6 protein-coding genes are annotated in these 20,415 nt (G+C 51.9%); 4 read left to right on the top strand and 2 right to left on the bottom strand.

Going from position 1 to position 20,415, the window contains the following annotated elements:
- Positions 1-116: 116 nt before the first annotated feature.
- The gene (locus tag D5085_18460) at positions 117-8,513 is read left to right on the top strand and encodes a hypothetical protein (protein ID QEP44944.1); all 8,397 of its coding nucleotides are present in this window, start codon (positions 117-119) and stop codon (positions 8,511-8,513) included.
- Positions 8,506-10,266 carry a hypothetical protein gene (locus D5085_18455; protein QEP44943.1) on the top strand — a complete coding sequence of 587 codons (1,761 nt, stop codon included), beginning with the start codon at positions 8,506-8,508 and terminating at the stop codon, positions 10,264-10,266. The genes D5085_18460 and D5085_18455 overlap by 8 nt, the downstream gene beginning before the upstream one ends.
- Positions 10,267-10,577: 311 nt before the next feature.
- Here the strand turns inward: D5085_18455 and D5085_18450 are convergent, their stop codons facing one another.
- The gene (locus D5085_18450; GenBank protein QEP45227.1) at positions 10,578-10,784 is read right to left on the bottom strand and encodes a hypothetical protein; all 207 of its coding nucleotides are present in this window, start codon (positions 10,782-10,784) and stop codon (positions 10,578-10,580) included.
- Positions 10,785-10,817: 33 nt separating this feature from the next.
- Between D5085_18450 and D5085_18445 the strand changes: the two genes are divergently transcribed.
- Both D5085_18445 and D5085_18440 read left to right on the top strand, forming a co-directional pair.
- On the top strand, positions 10,818-13,163 hold the full coding sequence (locus tag D5085_18445) for a hypothetical protein (GenBank protein ID QEP44942.1): 2,346 nt from the start codon (positions 10,818-10,820) through the stop codon (positions 13,161-13,163).
- A 186-nt stretch (positions 13,164-13,349) separates the two neighbouring features.
- Positions 13,350-19,553: a hypothetical protein gene (locus tag D5085_18440; protein ID QEP44941.1), complete on the top strand. Its 6,204-nt coding sequence runs from the start codon at positions 13,350-13,352 to the stop codon at positions 19,551-19,553.
- Positions 19,554-19,662: 109 nt separating this feature from the next.
- Here D5085_18440 and D5085_18435 read toward each other — a convergent pair whose 3' ends face one another.
- A complete protein-coding gene (locus D5085_18435; GenBank protein ID QEP44940.1) occupies positions 19,663-20,298 on the bottom strand; it encodes a hypothetical protein in 636 nt (211 codons plus the stop codon).
- Positions 20,299-20,415: the final 117 nt, after the last annotated feature.

The following is a 20,415-nucleotide window of genomic DNA, read 5'->3' as shown; positions in this document are numbered from 1 at the left end:
TATATTGCGTTTTTTAATGGTGGTCTGTTTTTCACCCTATTTGCCATACCGCCAAAAATGGTCTATCCTTAGCAGCAATCTCAACCCCTATCTATCACCCTCGGAAGTCTAAGGTTATGGTCAACTCTCTTCGTTTTATCTTTGCTCTATGGCTGGTTGTTGCCTCATCCACCCTCTCTGCAGCGCAGACGCTAACGCTCAATCCAGGATGGAATTTGGTGACGCTTCACTCTCAGGCCGATAGCGATGGTTCAACCAAGGTTAGCGACTTTTTTCGGCAACAGGATGGCATTAGCCGAATATTTGCCTTTGGCAACGGTAGCTGGAGCTTCTACGATGCGGTAACTGGGCAAGGGGCACTCAAAGATGAGCCGGTTAACTCCCTAGTCAATAGAGGGGTTTGGGTGAAGATCGATTCAGAGGCGACGGCTACCCTGACCCTCTCAGGTGCGGCTCAACCGTTTCAGGTCGATACGCTGGTATCGGGCTGGAATCTAATTGGTACCGGTTCAGAGGCCTTGGCCACAGAGAGCTTCGCTACCGAGCTACGGCGTGCCGGTCTCTATCCGCAACGACTGTTTGCCTTTGGGGGTGGCTCATGGTCTTTTTACGATCTACTAAGTCAAAATGGCACGCTGGCCCTACTCACTCCGGGGGCGGGGCACTGGATCTATCTGGCCACCCCGCTAGCGGTACAACTGGAGGGCGGTAGCACTGTAGTGACTGAGATTCCGCTCTCAAACGGCGTCTCTGCGACCCTCTATAGCGAGGGGGCCGTCTCAACAAGCGCCACTAAAACGCTAGAGATTATCTTTAACGGCACCACGACTCGCGTAACAGTGGCCGATGCCACCGGCTACACCCTACAGTTAAGCGATGCGAGCGGGGGTGACTACGCGCCAAGCACGATCACCGAGACCACGACTTTCCTCTTAGATGAGCCGATCCCGCAACAGCCGGGTGAGGCGCGGACTGTTGTTGTCCGCAGTTATGGCCTGCCCGAAGATAGCAACATTAGTGTGCCACAACTGCTTCAAGGGGTTGATGTTTACTATGACGGTAGTCTAATCGGTACCATTACCGACCCTGCGACGGGATTAACGATTAGCGCCGTGCCAGGAGAGAGTGTCGAGCTGCGTAAACCGGGCTATGTGACCATTGAAGTTCCCGTTCCAAATAGCCCCTCTCTCTATGCGGTGATGCAGCCTGCCGTGCAGCAGGGGGGAGAGCTGTTGAGTCGTGGAGTGCTACCGCAGCAGGAGGAGTCAGAGAGCAATCGCCCCCTCTATCGATTTAACGCAGCGGCCCCCCTCGCAGTGCCGACTCGTGGCCGTGGGCAGCATAAAGCGGTACTGCTGCATAGGGCCGGTCGTAGTAACCCTAGTCGCGATATCCGTCTGCTCGTCACCCCTTACCGCTCTGCCGATACGATTCGGAATATAGACCAGTTAGCTCAAGAGGCTGCGGCCGACTTTGCTCGCGATCACCAGCTTGATGCCGAGACGCTGACAGCGCGGCCCGATTGGAGCTGGAGCGTGGTGGCCGGCTCCCGAGTCGAAGTGAAAGATATGACCAGTGGCGAGACCCTCGCCGCCGCCGATACTACCGCCGCCGCCTTAGGCAGTTACGCGACTGTTGTTCCTTACCAGAGTCAGCTCTTAAGTGGCAAGATGGAGCAGTACTACGCTCTACTATCGAACTTTGGGGATCGGGCCGATATCGATCTCTACCTTCGAGGCGCTGACGGCTGGCAGCGCGTTGCCGAGGGCGTTAAATTTATCAATCCAGCGCTCGGCAATAATAGCGGCGCGGGCGTGAGTGATAGCGTGGGCACCCACTACGGCTACAGCAATGAAGAGAGTTATGCCCTCGCTAGGGAGGTCTCCCCGCAAAAGTGGCTCTTAACCACCGCCGAAGATGGGGCGTTAATGAGACAGGGCGAGACAGCGGGCGGACTCTATGACTACGCCTTTGTACTAAAGCAGTTGACCTCACTAAAACGGAGAGTTGAAGTGACTGTGACTGCTCGTTCAGGTCAACCGATAGAGGGGGCAAGGGTCTCTATTGCAGAGCAGTATGTGGCTCTTACCGATAGCGAGGGTAGGGCGGTTTTTGATGATATTGTTCCCCCCTCCGACAGTAGCACGCTAACGATCTCAGCCCTGCATGGCGACTATCAGCGGGTTAGCCAGAGCCTCGCCGTCGATACCCTATTACAAGCTAGCGCTGCAGCCGTTAATGTTAATCTCATCCTGCCACAACTGAGTACAACCGCCACGATCACCGGCCAGCTAGTTGATAGCAACGGTCACCCGCTGGCAGGGGCCGAAGTCCATCTGCTCTCTCCGGCGCTTATGTCAACGCTGCGCTACAACGATGAGTTAAATCAATTTGAGGTCGATGACGATCCAGCCGCAAGCTATCAATGGCGAATCCGTCCGGCGGAGACGGTCTCAGCGACAGCTGGGCGTCTGTTAGTCGGTGATAACGGGGGCAGCCAATGGAACACCCTTACCCAACTCGGCAGCGACGATAAGCATATATTGACCGCGAACGAGCTGCTTAAAGAGATAACCATTCTCGGTCGTAGCGTGGCAACGGCACAATATGATGAGGCCTACTATACTGGGCGCTTCATTCTGGAGCTCGCGATTAGTTATGATCTTAACGGTGATGAGAGACCCGACTACGATGAGATATCGCAACAGCTAGAGGCGGTAGTGCAGCTCAATCCGGCTAAATTGGTACCGGTGCCTCTTGACAGCAACCCCCAGCTCAAAGGGGGGCGAGAGATCGGCTTCTTCTATCTTGAGCCGCAAGAGGGAGAGGAGGAGAGCGATCAGACCTACTGGCAGCTCGATATTAGCTGGCAAAGTGGTGGGGGCGACGAGACTAGCTATCTGCGACCGACAGCGGCGGGCGATTTTAGCTGGCAAACCGAGCCTACCTCCGAGGCAACTCTTGCACTGAGTGAGTCGCAGAGCCATACCCCAGTACTAAACTGGGGCGTGCTAGTGGCCGCACTCTCGAACCATAAGCTGGTGAATCAGCTCGTACAGTTTGCTGAGGTGGGGCAAAATCAGAGCGATCAACGCTATATTGATGGTGCGGGTGTCGGTATCGTCCTGCGGGCGGTGGCTAATGAGTCGTCGCAGCGCTATGAGCGCCGCTTCACATTTAGCGCGACGATAGAGGAGTTGGTCGCGCTACAAGCTGGTACTGCCGTGCCTGCCGATACCTTGCCGGAGCGCATCGCCACTACCGATAGTGAGGGTAACTACCACTTTAATAATATCGATATTAACCTAGGGGGATATACCAATCAGACTCTTACCCACTCGCTATTAAGACTCTATGCGGCTAAAGCGGGATACCGCACCACACTCCCTGAAGCGGTGGCAAAATTTAGACCCGAGAGCGCTAGCGTCACCCATCCGCAGCTAGTATTAGAGAACAGACCGACCAGAACGGTCGTGGTGAGCATCACGGCTGGGGATCAGCCGCTCGCAGGGGCCGAGATTTGGCTAAATGGAGCTTCTCAGGGGGTGAGCGATGAGAGTGGCCGCAGAACTCTGGCCGATCTACCGCTAGGAAACTACGAAATTGTCGCCATTCCACCGAGTGACAGTGGGTTCGATATGGCGATTGAGACCCTACAGCTACAGCGCAGCGCCACCGCCGCCGAGCTCCCAGTATTGATGACTCTAGCCCCGATAACGAGTGGAGTCGGGTTACCGCCGATGATCGAAGAGTTTTCTGTCTCCCCCGTCCAAGCGAATGGTACCGTTTTGGTCACGGGGCGGGTAGTGGAGTATATAGAGTCCAATGGCGAGGTTAGCACCTACCCCTATGGCATGAGTGGGGATACTCGGATTCGCGATGCGGTGGCGCTAGAGATTAACGGCGAGAGCTTCTCGGTTCCACTCAATAGCAACTCAAATGTCTCCATCACCCAAAATCTTGACGAGGGGGAGAACCAGATCCTGCTCTGGGCGGTTAATCAGGCCGGTTTTACCGAATCTTCGGTCGCTATTCGCCACTACCAGCCGCAGCTGCGTACGGTGAGAGGTGAACTTCTCTATAGTTCTGACAGCAGCCGTGGGGTAGCGGCGGGTGCTGAGGTGGTAGTCTCCAATATCTATGGCGAGACCACCGTGATAGAGACCGATAGTGAGGGCCAGTTTCAGCTATCGGGGCTGCGTGCAAACGAGATCTACTTTTTAAATGCCGCCTATCAGTTTGAGGGGCGACTATTTACTCTTCCTGAGGGGTATTTAATCGATCCGGCCATAACCGGTGTCGGTCAAATCACCCTAACCGATAGCGGCTTAGATGCGCTAGGGGATATCGACATCGACCTAGTTCCGGTCGTGATTACCGAGAGCGCTACCCTAGATAGCGATAATCAGCTTCAGCTGCGCGGTATCGTCTTCGATTATGATGGTGGCGCGGGTGAAGCGGTGCAGCCGCTGCAACTCTATGTCGATAACCGCCCAGTCGCTACCGTTGCCGTAACGGTTTCGCAGACGAGCGAGACGGAGTGGCATTTTGATACTAGCTATCCACTGACGGCAGCACAGCTACCCTCACCCGAGGTGATGCTCATCGCGACTAACCGCAACGGCCTAGGGAGTGACCGCTTTCCGATCTATCTTGAACTCGACCCGCAGCTAGGTGGCGGTTTAGGGGAGAGTGAGGGCGAGGTAGCACTCGTTGTGGTTCTGCCAGAGGATGAGAGCGTGAGTGAGGGGTGGTTCTCTATCTATAATGCCAATGGGCAGCTAGTCGCTGACACTCCGTGGAGTTCCGTTGCCGGCGCTGTTGGCCCTTTCAGCGGTTTAACGGCTGGGAGCTACTCGTATGAGCTGTTTATCGACCACTATCCACCGCAGTCGGGTCAGTTTGTGGTGGACGCCCAAGGGGATGCAACGATTACTATCGACCTATCACAACTCATCGGTGAGGTTGCCGATGCCGAATCGCCGCAGCTACTCTCCATAGGTTATCCCGATGTTGTGACAGGTGAGTCTATTACCACGATAGATTTAAATAGTAGCGGCCACCAGGTCATGCTACGGCTACAGCTTAGCGATAACGCCGCCGAGATAAGCTGGGTGGGGGTGACCGCTTGGCCCCACCTACCGGCTGAGGCGGATGAGAGTCAGCAGCGACAGTGGGAGCAGAGCATGGCTGCAATCGGCGGCGGGCTTGAGCCGATTGTTGCTGAAGCGACCTTGGTCGATGGCTCGGTAACAGAGGGCACTTGGGAGGCGCAACTCCAGTTTCCATTGGGTATCCCCTCTGGTCAGTGGGAGATTAGCGTCAATATTGAGGATGCGAGTTGGAACTACAGTTGGTACGATCTCTATGGCGGGATGGAGCCTCAATCGACTTTAGATCAGCGCTATCTGCTTGATCTGACCGGCTCGACTCAGGCAGCCAACCGAGTTAGCTGGACGACTGGTGCCTATATCGAAAATGCTAACTGGAGCGAACGGCTCTCGCTGCCGTTGGAGTATAGCGAGTATCAGCTCTCTATCGTCGGTGAGACTGAGGAGGGGTACGATTTTATCAGGGTGTTTGACGCCGATGGCGAGCCGCTGCGTGATAGTTCGGGCGAGCTGATTGGGGAGTTAAGTGGTTTTATGAATCAAACCTATACGATTACCAGTGGTACGATTACGGCGACCCTCACGGCGGATAGTTCTGTGAACGCCGCTGGGGTCACGGTCACCCTAATCGGTATTGCGGGGGCGATTAGTGACACCGAGAGCGCAAACTGGCGCAGCGGCCCCTATCCCGATAACGCCACGATAGAGCAGGTGTTGACGATTCCGGATGCTGAGCAGTTGGAGGTCACGATCACCGGTGAGGTGGAGCAAAATTACGACTATCTCTATATCATCAATAGCGATGGTGAGCGCATTGCTGAACTCACCGGGGTACTTTCTGAGCGGCTATTTTTGAACGGTAATAGCCTCACGGCGCAGCTAGTGAGTGATAGCAGTGTCTCCGCCGCGGGGGTCGATATCACGATTACTAGCGCGACTGCGAATAGCGGCGGCAGCTTGACCGAATGGTATAGCGGTCCCTACGACAATAACGATGCTGTTGATCCGGTTGAGTTGAGTATTCCTGAGGCCTCAGCCCTAACAGTGACAGTGAGTGGCCGTACCGAGGCTGACTTCGATGTTGTGTCTATTACTGATGCTGAAGGGAATCTTGTTCGTCAACTAAGCGGTGAGATTAGCACTAGCTTTGTGGTTCAAGGCTCATCTATCTCGGTTGACTTGGTGAGTGATGACATTGTCACCGATAGCGGTGTGTTGGTTACGATTGCTAGCAGCGACGATATCCTGAGCTGGAGTAGCGGAGCCTATAACAATAATGCCCAGTTGAGTCAGCAGCTCTCGATAACTGGCGCGACCTCGCTTTCGGTGACGCTGGTCGGGCAGACAGAGGCTGAGAGGGATCTCGTCTCACTCTATGACGCTAATGATGAGTTAATTGCCCAATTGAGCGGGGAGATTGACCGACAGCTTGAAGTGAGTGGGTCATCTATTAGAGCTGAGTTAACCAGTGATGGTAGCACTACCGCATCAGGCGTGACGGTGACCATTGCCGATAATAGTCATCAGAGGGTAACCGAATGGAGCAGTGGTCCCTATCCGAATAGTGCAACCCTTACCCAAGAGCTCGGTGTTGTCGGGGCGAACGCTCTGTTAGTCTCGGTCAGTGGTGCTACCGAAGAGGGGTTTGATCAGCTGACGATTACGGATGGTTATGGGGTTGAGGTGGCCGTGTTCTCAGGTACCATTGAGGAGTCGTTGATCGTTCAAGGGGCCTCAATTGTCGCTACCCTAACGAGTGATGGCTCAGTCAACGACAGTGGCGTAACGGTGAGAGTGGAGCCCTATAGTGGTGGGATAGATACCTCCACTGCGACTGATACCGGCACGACCGATCTTACCTCTTGGAATAGTGGCCCCTATAGCGAGAACGACACGCTTGAACAGCAGCTCTCGATTGAGGGAGCCGAAGCGTTGGCGGTGACCGTTAACGGGGCGACGGAGGCCGGCTTCGACTATGTCTATATTGAGGATGGTGCCGGTCAGCAGTATGGTCTCTATAGTGGTGCGATGAGTGAGACTCTGACTGTTCCGGGTGAGACGATTATCGTCCGATTGGTGAGTGATGGTTCAATTAACGATATTGGGGTGTTTGTTACCATTGCGGCGACAGCGGCTGATAGTGCCACCGAGACCTCAACAGCCACCGAGACATCAACAGCTACCGAGACATCAACAGCTACCGAGACATCAACAGCTACCGAGACCTCAACAGCTACCGATATTGCGGTCGATGATGGTTTAGGTCTGTTAAACCGTGTTCGTAGCGATGTGGGGATGGTACCCTTTGCCTCCAATCAAGCGCTAGAGGCGGCGGCAGTGAACCACTCAAACTATCTTGTGACCCATGCTATCTCGGGGCACTATGAGCAGGAGGGGTTACCTGGCTTTACCGGTAGGGCACCGATTGACAGAGCGCTCTATGCCGGTTATCCCAGCCGCTCAGTGAGTGAAAATGTGTCGTCGGATACCTATGCCAACTCCTCTATTGAGAGCTCGATTGAGAGTCTCATGAGCGCTATTTACCACCGCTTTGGCTTTCTGACATTTACCCACAATGAGGTAGGTATCGGCGCGGCGGCGAATAGTACCACAGGGCTAAATGGCTATACCTATAAAATGGGTAACCAGACCTTAGCCGAGCTCTGTTTAGGTGACAGTTTTAGCGGTTTTGGCTCTTACTATCCGAATGTCTGTGCCGATTCCGCGATGCAGATAGAGGCCTCCCTTTATGAGGGGGCTACGGCGAATGTAGCGTTAGCTAATCCCGCTATCGTTCTGTGGCCAGTTGAGGATGCAGTTGATATTCCGCCGGTCTTTTTCGAAGAGTCTCCCGATCCGCTCCCCGACTATAGCGTCTCTGGCTACCCTGTCTCTATTCAGTTTAACCCCGAAATCGGGGGAGATCCTGAAGTTACCCGCTTTGAGCTATATAATGCCCTAGGGGAGTTGGTCTCTAATGTGCGACTGCTAACTGCCGCGAACGATCCTAATGGTCAATTTTCCGCCCGTGAGTTTGCTCTCTTTCCTCTGGAGCGGCTCAACTGGGGTGAGCGCTATTCGGTTGAGGTCGATTATCGTCAGGATGATGTTGAGCAGGGGTTGAGTTGGAGCTTTACCACCCGTGATCCTGGGGAGCCGCTCTATACGGTGACTCAAACTGGGGAGTCGATAGGCGCCCAAAGCGGGGAGAGTTTGATTATCTATATGCCGCCAGAAGATGGCGATGATAGCAACTCCCAAGTGGGCTATCAATACAGTATGGAGGCGATTGAGGTTGAGATATTGGATGCCAATACCCTCAGGGTGATCCCCTTCGGTGCGGTAGGAGAGGTGGCGACTATCACCTTCCATGGTAAAGAGGTTGTAGTGACTCTTGAATAGCCGTCAGGTGGTGAACTCTATGGTGGCAATTTTACTGCCGCTGTTGTTGATTGCGACCGCTTCGAACGCTTCAACGGTAGCGGAGGGTGACTCGCTACTATTAGAGCATCGTGCGGGGGGAACCTTCGCCGAACGACGAGGGGAGAGTGCGCCGAGTGCCGCCGAGGTGGTAACCGCCAGAGTGCTCATGGCGACACTTGATAGTACCAACTCCCCTGCGCCACTGGCATTAACTGTCGCACCTATCGAATCGGATAACTACAATATCTACCGCTACACCCCCCCCTACCGAGTCATCTATGGCAAAACCTACGCCAATGACAGTGCTACCATCGCTATGGCAGAGAGTTTGAGTGAGGAGTTAGCCCGAGTGCACGACTTCTATGTCACCTCCCTCGGTTTGAGAGCCCCTGTGGGGGCGGAGAGCTACTATATCGATATCTACATCGGTAATCGTGGCGCTAGAAATCCCCAAACGGGGCGGACTGTCAGAATTGAACCCTACTATGCCGCCTTTGCTGATCAATATAGTGAAGGTACCGGCTTTATGGTCTTTAATCCGGTGCTAGAGGGGGAGCTACTAAAGATTACGCTAGCGCACGAACTGTTCCACTTAGTGCAGTTTGCCTATAAAGATAGCGGCGACTTTTTAGATAGCGATCTCTGGTTCCTAGAGGCCACGGCCACGGCGATGGAGGAGCAGCTCTACCCGGAGGGCGATGACTATATCCGCTTTGTCGATAGTTGGTATGGCCAGTGCCACCTCGATATGGATACTTTTAATGGTTCTAAAGAGTATGGTGCCGCCATTTTTGCTCTCTACCTAGAGGGGCGCTTTGGTCTGGATATTATGCGACAGATTTTGGAGAGCTTTGCAACCGAGGATGGCTGGGAGTCGATTATCGATAATCGACTGCGGCAGGACTACCAAACCTCTTTATCCGAACTGTTTCATGACTTTATTCACGCTGCGAAGTACCCTTCTGGTTACTTTAGTGATGGAAATCTATTTGATAGCAGCCGACGCTTTGAAGATGAGATCAGCGGTGAGGGGGCGGTTGCGATTAACCATTATGGGATTCGCTATAGCCGTTTTCTTGCCGATGTAACCCTAACGACCGCAAGCGACGCGGTGCATATTTGGCAGGATACGCAGGCCCCTGGGTGTGAGTCGCTCTCTGATGGCGAGTTGAGCTGTGGCTATGGGGCTGAGATCGGCCTATTTAGCGACTCGGCTGCTACGGCGAGTGTTCACTACGGCACGCCGCAGTTAACACAGCTAATCTCTCTAGCTGCGGGGTGGAATTTGATTAGTCTCCACCTTGATGAGCCGCGTACGGTGGCAGAGCTCTTCAATGAGTCAGAGGTTGAGCGCATTTTTCTCTATCAGCCAAACAGTGAAGGCCAACCCGCTTGGCACTTTATTGAGCCGCTATTAACCTCTAGTGAGCGTCTGCCGCCCTATAGAGGGATATGGATTAAGGCTCGCAGTTCGTTTGATCTGATAGTTAGTGGCACCGCTGCCGATTCAGAGACGCAGCTATGGCAGACTCTCTACCGAGGGTGGAATTTAATTGGGGTGGATCAGCCGTTTGATACCGAGCAGTTAGCGACTAGAGTTGAAGCGACCGGCTTGACTCCAAAGAGATTATTTCGATTTAATCAAAATTGGAGCTTCTTTGATTTTGAGCGGCAAGTGGGATCCCAGCGTAGTATTGAGGCGGGGCAGGGGATATGGCTCTACTTGGAGTAGGTTTTTTAGTCTCTAATATCTTAGGATATTGGGGTTAGGGCTCTTTTTTTTGCAAGAGAGTCCGACTTGTGAGGTGGGTCACACTTTGTTTTGTTTAGATGGGCTAATATCACGCCAATGTCATTGGCAATCACTTAAAAATTGGCTACACTAGCCACTGGTTTATAGGTCAATAGATGCAATCAGGAGTATTTTGTTACATGAATAATAGTAATCACCATAATTTTCCACACCGTCAAAAGTTTTTAGCGCTAGCTATTAGTGCTGTGCTGACGCTATCGGCTTGTAGTGATGATGAGGATAGCTCGCCATCAACCTCTACAGCAACAGATACCGCGACAGCGACCAGTACTAATACGGCTACCGGCACGACAACGGCTACCAGCACGACAACGGCTACCGGCACGACAACGGCTACCGGCACGGCAACGGCTACCGGCACGGCAACGGCTACCGGCACGGCGACGACCACTGCCACCACTACCGATACGGCAACGACGACGGCCACAGCCACCGATACCACAACAGCGGGTGATGCTGGTGCAGATCAAGTGGTCACCGCAGGTGCTACAGCAACTCTAGCGGCCAATATTAACGATACTACTCGTAATATTGTCTCCTATCAGTGGGTGCAAGCAGGTGGCCTACCGGTCACACTGGAAAACGCGGATACGGCAAACGCTACCTTTAAAACTGCGTCTATCACTTCGCAACAGCAGTTGGTTTTTACTTTAGTGACTAAGGATGACCAAGGCGTCGAGAAGAGAGATGAGGTGGTTGTTACCGTTAAGCCGGCTGCATCAACGAATAGTGACCCGACTGTCGATGCCGGTAATGATAGTTCGGTTGCGGAAGGGGCAACGGTTAATCTTGAAGCAACTGCTACAGATAGCGATGGTACGATTGCGAGCTATGTTTGGACTCAGGCTGGTGGTACAACGGTCACCTTAACCGGTGCAGATACCGCAACCCCTAGTTTTACGGTACCGAATTTAGCTGCTAACGAAGATCTTACCTTTAGTGTAACGGTTACCGATGATAAAGGCGCTACAGCGACTGATCGGGTGGTGATTACCGTTCAAGATAGCGCAACCGTCGCAGGGGTGATTATCGACGAGCCGGTTCGTGGTGCAACGGTGACTATTACTGATAGATTGGGTCATACCTATACCGCTACCACTGATGATGACGGTAAATATACGATCCCTGCCGGTATCCCTAAAGCGAAATTCCCGTTAACGGTGAAGGCAGAAGGTGGAACAATAGCGGATGGATCTACGCCGAAGCTGAAGCAGATGCGCTCTATTATACGAACCGCTGGTGATGAGGTTAAGGCCAATGCCACGCCACAAACAGAGATGGTGGCTGCACGCATCATTAAAGATAAAAATAAGACCTTGGCTGATCTTGAGAATATCACCTTCGATGAGACCTTTGACACTCTCTATCAAGAGTCACTAAAAGCGGTCATTACCGGTTTTGGTGGTGGTTTAACCTGTTCCGTTAGCGATGGGGTTGAAGTCTGTATCGATCCGGCAGAACTCAATCTGGATAACCTAGCAGACTACAGTCGTGTGCTCCATGCGGCAGACTTTTTGGTAAAAGTTATCGATAGGGGGGCTGGTAGTCGTGTAACTGAGTTGGGTGACGAGGCCGAAGAGGATTTTCTCTTCATGATGGGTCTAGGCCTACAGGCTAATGGTCAGATAGGTAAGATTGTTAACGCCGAAGGTACTCTGGTTGACGCTATTCCCACTGCCGATCAGTATAGTATGGATATGGAATATCTGAGCCAAGTGCTTGAGCTGTTTAGTGATTTGGTGAATGATCCAGAGCTAACTATTGATGCTGCGTTACGAGATGAACTTATTGATGATATTCGCACTACTGTTGCTCGTATTAATAGCCGCTTACCAGCCAGTCTTCCTCAGTCAGCTAAATTAAATGCAGAGGCGTTGATTGCTGAACTTGAAGGGGTTGATGACTTCGCTACGATTGGGAATTTAGACGGTCTTACATACTTTACGGCGTTTGATACCCACATTGACCGCTACTATCCAAATGAGAGCGGCAATATTGCTGCGTTTGATCCCAATGATCCCGACTTTATCGGTGATGATGAGGGGTATGACTGGGGTGAGTATGTTTGGGGTGATGAGCCTATCGGTTCCGATGATTTTGTAGAAGAGTATGTCGGTTTTGTTCCTGTCGATGCCGTTTCGGTTCAAGAAGGCGATGCCATAACACTAACCTTTAGTGTTGATGAGGCACTTCCTATTGCATGGCAAGGGGTGTTAACTTTTGGTGCAGCGGGTGATACAGCGCAAGCGGGTACCCACTATACCCAACCTGAATCCTCTACCATCAATTTTGCTGCCGGTGCTACCGAGGCGACAGTGACTATTCAGACTGTTCGTGGTGCGACGGATGACTACAGTGATTATCAGTTCACCGTGTCGGCAACGCCGTCAGCTAATGTGGCTGGGGAGTTTGAACAAGGGGCTGCCATCGACTATGTGGTTACGATTACTAACCATCCAGATGATGCCGTTCCTGATCCGTGTGATGGAAAGCAGCAAGAAGAAATTGATACGTTAACAACAAATGATTTCCCAGAAGGGGGAACTTTGCAACTTTGTGCGGATGAAACTGGAACAAATTTGTCAGCCCCAGGTCTAGCACATTTTGATTATAATGCTGATGGTGAAAGAGACTTTACCATTTCTGTAAACGGTTTTTATGCTAATAAGGAAATTACGTATAAGCTAACTATCAACGATACATACTATTATGTGACTTTTGTGGCTGATCAAGATCCAGTCACTGGATTCGGAGGTGTGAATGCCTCTGGTACAAGTGATGATAGTGATTCGTTAGAAATGACGCCAGCAGAGTAAGCGTAACTCCGTAAGCAAGCGCACTTGTTGCGCTTGTTTTATGAGCTGGGTAAATTTTGGATTTATAGTTAGGGGTTTAAAAATATGAAATTTCGGTATTCTACAGTTGCTTTGGCAGTTCTTTCTGCGCTCAACTTCAATAATGCATCAGCATCCCAACAGTTGGAGTTGACAGAAGGGTGGAATTTGGTTTCGATTCACTCTAAGGGTTCTACAGATGATTTGTTAGTCTCTGAGGCATTTGCAGTAAACGGTGTTGAACGGATTTTTGTTTATGATAGTGGTTGGAAATTTTATGATTTCAGTAGTGGTTCTGGTGAACTAGGTGGGTGGAAAGTCACTAGTATTTTAAATAAAGGCGCATGGGTTAATGCCTCTGATAATGTTTCAATTACATTAGATGGTCCGTCCAGTAATGTTAATGCAAACTCGTTACAGCTGGGATGGAACTTGGTTGGACTTGGTCAAGGTATTACTGATATCACTTCAATGGTTAATGCGCTAGATGGTTATGTTAAGCCACAGCGAATCTTTGCCTATGTTGATGGAGGATGGCAATTATATGACTTTGTAACCGAACAAGGTAACCTTACCGAACTTGATTCTGATAAGGGCGTCTGGATTTACGCCACAGAACCCCTATTCGCGACCATAAATGGCACCGCTTCAACAGTCATCCCTCTATTCGGTGACTTTGAAGCCACTATCTATACCTCGGGAACCGCCTCAGAAACTGAAACCGAACAGCTAACCATCATCATTCCCGGACAAGATAGCGTTACGGTAACCGTACCTAAGGCCAATGACTATAACCTACAAATTACCGATAGTTTTGGTAATAATTACGCAGCAGTTCGTGCTAGCGAAGGGAGCTTTGATGTCAGCGATCTATCGATTGCAACCTCCGAGCCGGTACTGTTTGTTTATGGCATTCCCTCAGGAGTCGGTGCGCCAACACTACTGCAAGATGTCGAAGTCTTTTTAATTAATGGCGATGGCACCGAGCAGTCGATGGGCACAATTCTTGACCCGGTTGAAGGATTTCGCCTTAGTTTAGATAATGTCTCTATCTTTGGTCAAAAACTAGAGCTACGCCGTGAAGGCTTTGTCACTACAGAGGTGGTGGTGAGTAACGATCCTGCTCCGGTTATCTACTCCATCATGAATGGTGAAGCGCCAGAGCAAAGTCGGCTACTAACGAATGAAGAGATTACCGATAATGATGTAACCGCGCGGGTCTTAAATGCTGCCGGTCCGGTCACTATGCCAACCTTAGGCAGAAATCAGTTTGGCTCGGTTATTTTCCACCAAGCCGGTCGTGAGAATCCCAATGTCAGCATTAATGTCAATGTCACCCCCTATACCACCCTTGATGCGGTCAATGATCTTACCGGACTGGAGGCAGCTGTCGCAGCCGATTTTGTCGCAGATAACCCGACCATTGCCTCTTCGGTAGAGACACTACAGGCGTTAGCTACTAACGATGAGGGTGCCGGTGGCTGGGCTTGGAAAGTGATTGGTGGTAGCCGCGTAAAAGTTATGGACAGCACCACTGAAGCTGAACTGACACTTGAAGAGGCTACGGCTAATGGATTACTAGGCGGCTACGCCACCATCGACCCCTATCAGAGCCAACTCATCTCCGGCACAATGAATGAGTATCTATCGCTCTTGGCCGAATTTGGTACCACCAATGTTGACGCCCCCTATCGTACCGAAATCGATGTCTATGCCCGTCGTCCGGGTGGTTGGGAGCGTATCTCTCGTGGCGTAAAGTTTATCGACCCGCAACTGGGTGCCGGCACAACCCCAGCGGTTGCCCCCGGCAGCGCGGTTCACACTTCACCGCTAGAGAGCCTATCCGAGGCGCTCTACGGTTATAACGCCCAAGAGAGCCGTGCGGTTAAGGGGCAGCTACCCTTAGATCGCTGGGTGATGACCTCAATGGAAGATGGGAGTTTAATGGTTAAGGACGGTAGCGGTGGTCTGCACGACTACGCTTTTGTGCTAAAACAGATTACCCCAATGCTTCGTGATATTACAGTCAAAGTAGTGAATGCAGAGAGTGGCAACCCACTCCCCTATACCCTAGTGACTCTGGCCGGTGGTGTCCATCAGCTAACCGACATCAATGGCGAAGTGACCTTTGCCAATGTCTCGCTGCCCTTTAGCGATCCAACGATCCAAATTGACGCTCTGCGAACAGACCACTATCGCAACACTATTAGTTTGTTAGTCGGTGATATTAGTAGTAACGATACTTACACTATTGAGTTAAACGAAGTACCGCGTACCGCAACGATTCGGGGTTATGTTGAGGAGGGTGATGACAACACCCCGGTTAACGAGGCATTGGTGCGCTTAGTCGCCCCAGCTGCATTGGCTAATCTGGATCACGACGAAGAGAACAAACAGTTCATCACCTACCAAGACCCACAAGCTAACTATCGCTGGATGCTAAAAGTCCATGTGGATGACAACCAAGAGACGCTTGATGGTGCCGTGGTTGCCGATAGCGGCGGTGCTGCTAGAATTTTAATCACCGATGTCGATGAGAATGGTGCGCCGCTTTGGGTCACCGTGAAAGAGGCCTTAGGCGCTGAAGATGGCCACCGCCTGACGCATGATGAAATTGTGCGTAAACTCACCTACCTAGATGAGGGGCAAGATGCCGCTGCCGACTACTATCTAGTCGGTAACTACGATCTAAAACTCGAAATCGACTACGATATTGACCAAAACGGCACGCGTGACTACCAAGAGGTCTCGGGGGATGGTCAGCTAAAAGTAGCCGTCAATCCAGAGTATCTTAGCTTTACGACCATCAGCGGCAGTAGTTGTGCCACCGATAGTGTAGCACGCCTCTTCTATCCGGTGAGTGAGACACTAGAGGGTGGCGAAGGGAGTATCGCTTTACGCGATTGCATGTTCGATATTCGCGGTAGTCAGGAGAAGGGCTTCTTCTATGTCTATAACCGTACTGTATCAGGCAGCACACCTAATCCGGAGAGCGTCTCCCCTTCAGTCTATTGGGAGCTCGATATTCGCTGGACAGATCCAGACTTTAGTAACGGCAACTACGAGACTCGGCGCCTGATTCCCGATGGCAATGGTGGGTATCAGTGGGTTGATGATAGCGATAATCCTAGTAATAGTATGACAATCGCCCTAACCAATCCGAATGTTAAGACCCCCATCCTGAACTGGAACCACCTAGTGGCCAAACTCTCAGATCCAGAGCTGATGAAAGCGCTGCTAGAGCCGGCTCCAATTGGCCCTGACGCCAACCCGGCTGACACTGGCCCGCGTTACATCGATGACATTGGTTCAGAGGGGGTCGAGGTCAAAGTTCGGGCCGTGATCTATGCCGAAGAGAGCTACACTGACACAAATGGGAATACCATTGTCGCCGGTGACCTAAATGGTGATGGCGATACCGACGATAGCCGCGTACCGTTTGTGTTTGAAGCCTCAGGGAATCTTAGAGTTCCCTTTACCCAGCAGCCCTCAGCACTACTCATGGTACAAGATGCGGCAGTCATTCCTGGCGAAGGAGTACCGGAGCGGACAACCCGCTCTAACCGTGGCGGCTACTACCAGTTTAGCGAGCTACGGATGGATTATGGTGCCGTTAGTGTAGAGGAGATGACCACCTCCTATCTGCGGGTCAATGCTGATAAAGCAGGCTTCCGCTATGTCACCCTAGAGCCGGTACCTAAGTTCCAGCGCGATATTGCCACTACCGATGAGCTGGAAGATATTGTCGATGTCAATATCGATATGGATCGCATTCCGACTCGCGATGTGACTGTGACTGTCACTGCGGGCAGTAACCCGGCGATTGGTGCTACGGTAGAGCTTAACGGCACAGCCTATACTACCGATGAGACGGGCAGTATCACGATTAGCGCGATACCCGTTGGCGTATATGACCTAGTCGTCACCCCTGTGGCCGGTAGCAACGACTACGGCCTCTATGCCGACTCATTAACGGTCATGCGCGAAGTCGATACCGCAGTGAATGAGACGATAACCGAACTAGTCTATAGCGCTGCTCCGCAGCAAGTCACCATAGCCCTACCATCCGTCGCGTGGGACTCCCAAGTCGTACCACTCATTGAAGCGAGTGTCGGCAGTGTCCAAGAGGGCGGCGTTGTTGTCGTTGAAGGCTCTATTACCGAATATAAGGATGTAGATGGTACTTTAGTGCCCGTTCCTTATGGCGACGCTGACGGTGCAGGAACAGCCGAGAGTCGAGTGCGCGATGCCGCCTCTATCGTGCTGAATGGGCAGGTGCGGCCTCTGGCGCTTAACCCCGACTCGACTTTCCGTACCACCATCGACCTGCGTGAAGGGACCAACTCAATTCGAGTCCAAGCGCGTAACGGTGCCGGACTCGGTGAGACTCAAACCGCGATTCGTAGCTACTTCCCCTCCTTTGGCTCCATTACCGGCGTCGTTTACTACGACCACGACAATGACAGCCAAATCACCGGTGACGGCGAAGTCACACTCGCAGCCGGGGCAACCGTCATCCTGAGCGACCTAGCCGGCAATCGCCGCACCGTAGTCACCGACTCCGCAGGTGAATTTAACATTCCAAGCCTAACCGCTGGACAGTGGTATGGCCTGAATGCGACCTACAATGCCGGTGAGAATAACTTTATCACCACCGAGCAGCTAGAGATTGTCGCCCCGGCCGGTACTCGTCAGGACTTAGGTAATATCTACCTCTACACCACGACTGAAGCGGCAGTAGGTGCACCGATTGTCCATATCGATAACTACTCGATGGATCAAGAGAGCGGTTTAATCAGCTTCGATGGTCGTGCCGGTAACTACGATGCGATTCGTCCAGGCAATGAGGCGCCGAATGGGCTACAATTTATCCTCAATGGCGACATTATCGATATTCCGGTGAGCCGTAACGATACCCGTCAGGCGCGTGCCCTCTATGAGGTCACTGATGAGACCGGTAACCGCCTCTGGTTCTTCGATGTCGATTACCAACTAACCCACTACGACAATGAGTTGCAGGTACAAGCGACTAACATGAATGGCGAGTCGGCTCTATCACAGCCACTCTACATTACCAATGAAGCCGCTAGCGTAGGTGATTTGGGTATAACCCTTAACGCAACAGGTGCTTATGGTGAAACCGTGATGCTATCACTGTACGACTACAGTGGTCGTCCGGTATTTGAGCGTCAAGTTGTATTGGAAGGCTCAACCACTACCGTTGATGTCTCCGATCTCATCTACGGCCCCTACACCTATCAGGTCACCTCAACCAACTTCCTGACCGCAACTGGTAGTTTTGAGATGGACCAACCGGCCGATAGCGAAGTTATCGAACTGGCCCAAGCGGGTCTGGATGCTGACTGGGCGCAACTCTTTACCCATATTACGCCGGTATCAGGGCAGACATTAGCGCGTATAGATGGCGAACTGGTCATCGATATACCGGCCAATTTACGCCTGCCTAACGATCTATCTCTAACGCTAGAGTACCTGCGCAGCTCCGGTCGCGGGGTCGATAACCTGCCGATCAGCACCCTGCCACAGACGATGGGAAGTCCCGTCACCGGCGATGCAGCAACAGTAGCGACCACGCTAAGTGACAATACGGTTCTAGTACCGACATTGACACCGGTCGCTGATAACTACCTGCGTTATCGGGTGCGCTTTACTGACTATGTCGAACTGGCTGATGGGGATAACACCTTCACTGAAGCGACTATCGGCGGTAACTATAACGAGCAGGTGGTTGACTTTACTGACATTACCGTACAGCCAGCGGTTCCGCCTCAAAGTGGCGCGATGACCATTACCCTGCAGTGGACGCATGGGCACGATATGGATCTCCATAGCCGTTACTATCCGGCATGGCCTGCGACTACTAACTCAGCCTCCTACCATGTTTACTACGCAAACCGTCGTGCCTTGGGAACCCAAGTGCAGGATTGGGATTGCATCTGTAGCGGTAGCGAGCAGAACAGTCGCTTCGCACCAGAACACCACACTTGGGCGACCCATAATGCAGGGGGTGGCGAACGAGTTGTGGCAGATGGGATGTACTTGGTCTCTATCGACGACTACAGCCGCATTGATGGTCAGGGGGTCTCGGTCTCTGTTGAAGGGCCGGGGCTAGCAACGGCTACAACTAATGGCGGTGGCACTGTGGATGCAGGCCGTCTCACCTTCGGACCGTTTAACTTCACCAATGGTGAAGCGCACGATCCACAACCCGCACTACTGATTCAGGTTGTAGATAACCAAATCGTTCGTGCTGAGGTGATGACTGCAGGTGACGCCTTCCCTGAAGAGGTACGCACTACCTTAGGCAATAGCGGTCTCTTCCGCTCTATCGACCTGCCTAAGGCGCAGTAGGGCTAAAGCCTGAGTTCTGCTCATAACTTAAAAACCGGCACCTTGGTGCCGGTTTTTTTATCTCTTCCCATTATCTTCGCGGGGGGGGGAGGGCGCGGTAACCGTAATTCTACGACATAGGCCAGAGCCGCAGTGCCGCTACCACTAAGCTACCCACCGCGACAGTCGTTGCAAAAAACCAGCGTATCTGCTGCTTAATCTCCAGATGAATCGCTATAATTTCATTATGTTGTTGATCGAGCCGTTTATCGATTTGCTCAAAACGCCGTCTATTCTCTTCTGCTATCTGCTCTAAACGCTTATCAACCTGCTCAAAGCGCCTATCGATCTGCTCAAAGCGCTTATCAACCTGCTCAAAGCGTTTATCAACCTGCTCAAAGTGCTTATCAACCTGCTCAAAGCGTTTATCAACCTGCTCAAAGCGTTTATCAACCTGCTCAAAGCGTTTATCAACCTGCTCAAAGCGCTTATCCATTTGCGCCAATATCTCTTCAAAGCGTCTATCGTTCTGTTCAAAGCGCTTATCGACCTGCTCAAAGCGCTTGTCAATATGGAGCATGAGGTCACGAATGAGCTCGCGCTGGGATTTCAGCTCATCTCCCTGATTTTTTAGCGCCTCCTCAACCCGCACCATTCGTTCTCGTAGTTCAATTTCATAGACAACTGGTGGTTTTCCGAGTGACTGCTCAGCTAACCATCCACCTAGGTGGATTTTAATAAAGGAGATATCTTCTTCAGCTAACATTTAACACCTCTCTATTTAACACTAACTTCGCCAAAAAATTAAGGACGGCAAGCGACTATGGTGGGGCTTAAGGGATCAAAAAAACCGGCGAACACTCAAGGAATCCCGGCGCCTGTA

Source organism: Ectothiorhodospiraceae bacterium BW-2, assembly GCA_008375315.1.
In the GTDB taxonomy this organism is placed as follows: domain Bacteria; phylum Pseudomonadota; class Gammaproteobacteria; order Thiohalomonadales; family Thiohalomonadaceae; genus BW-2.
This window is presented reverse-complemented; position numbering and strand designations above follow the sequence as displayed.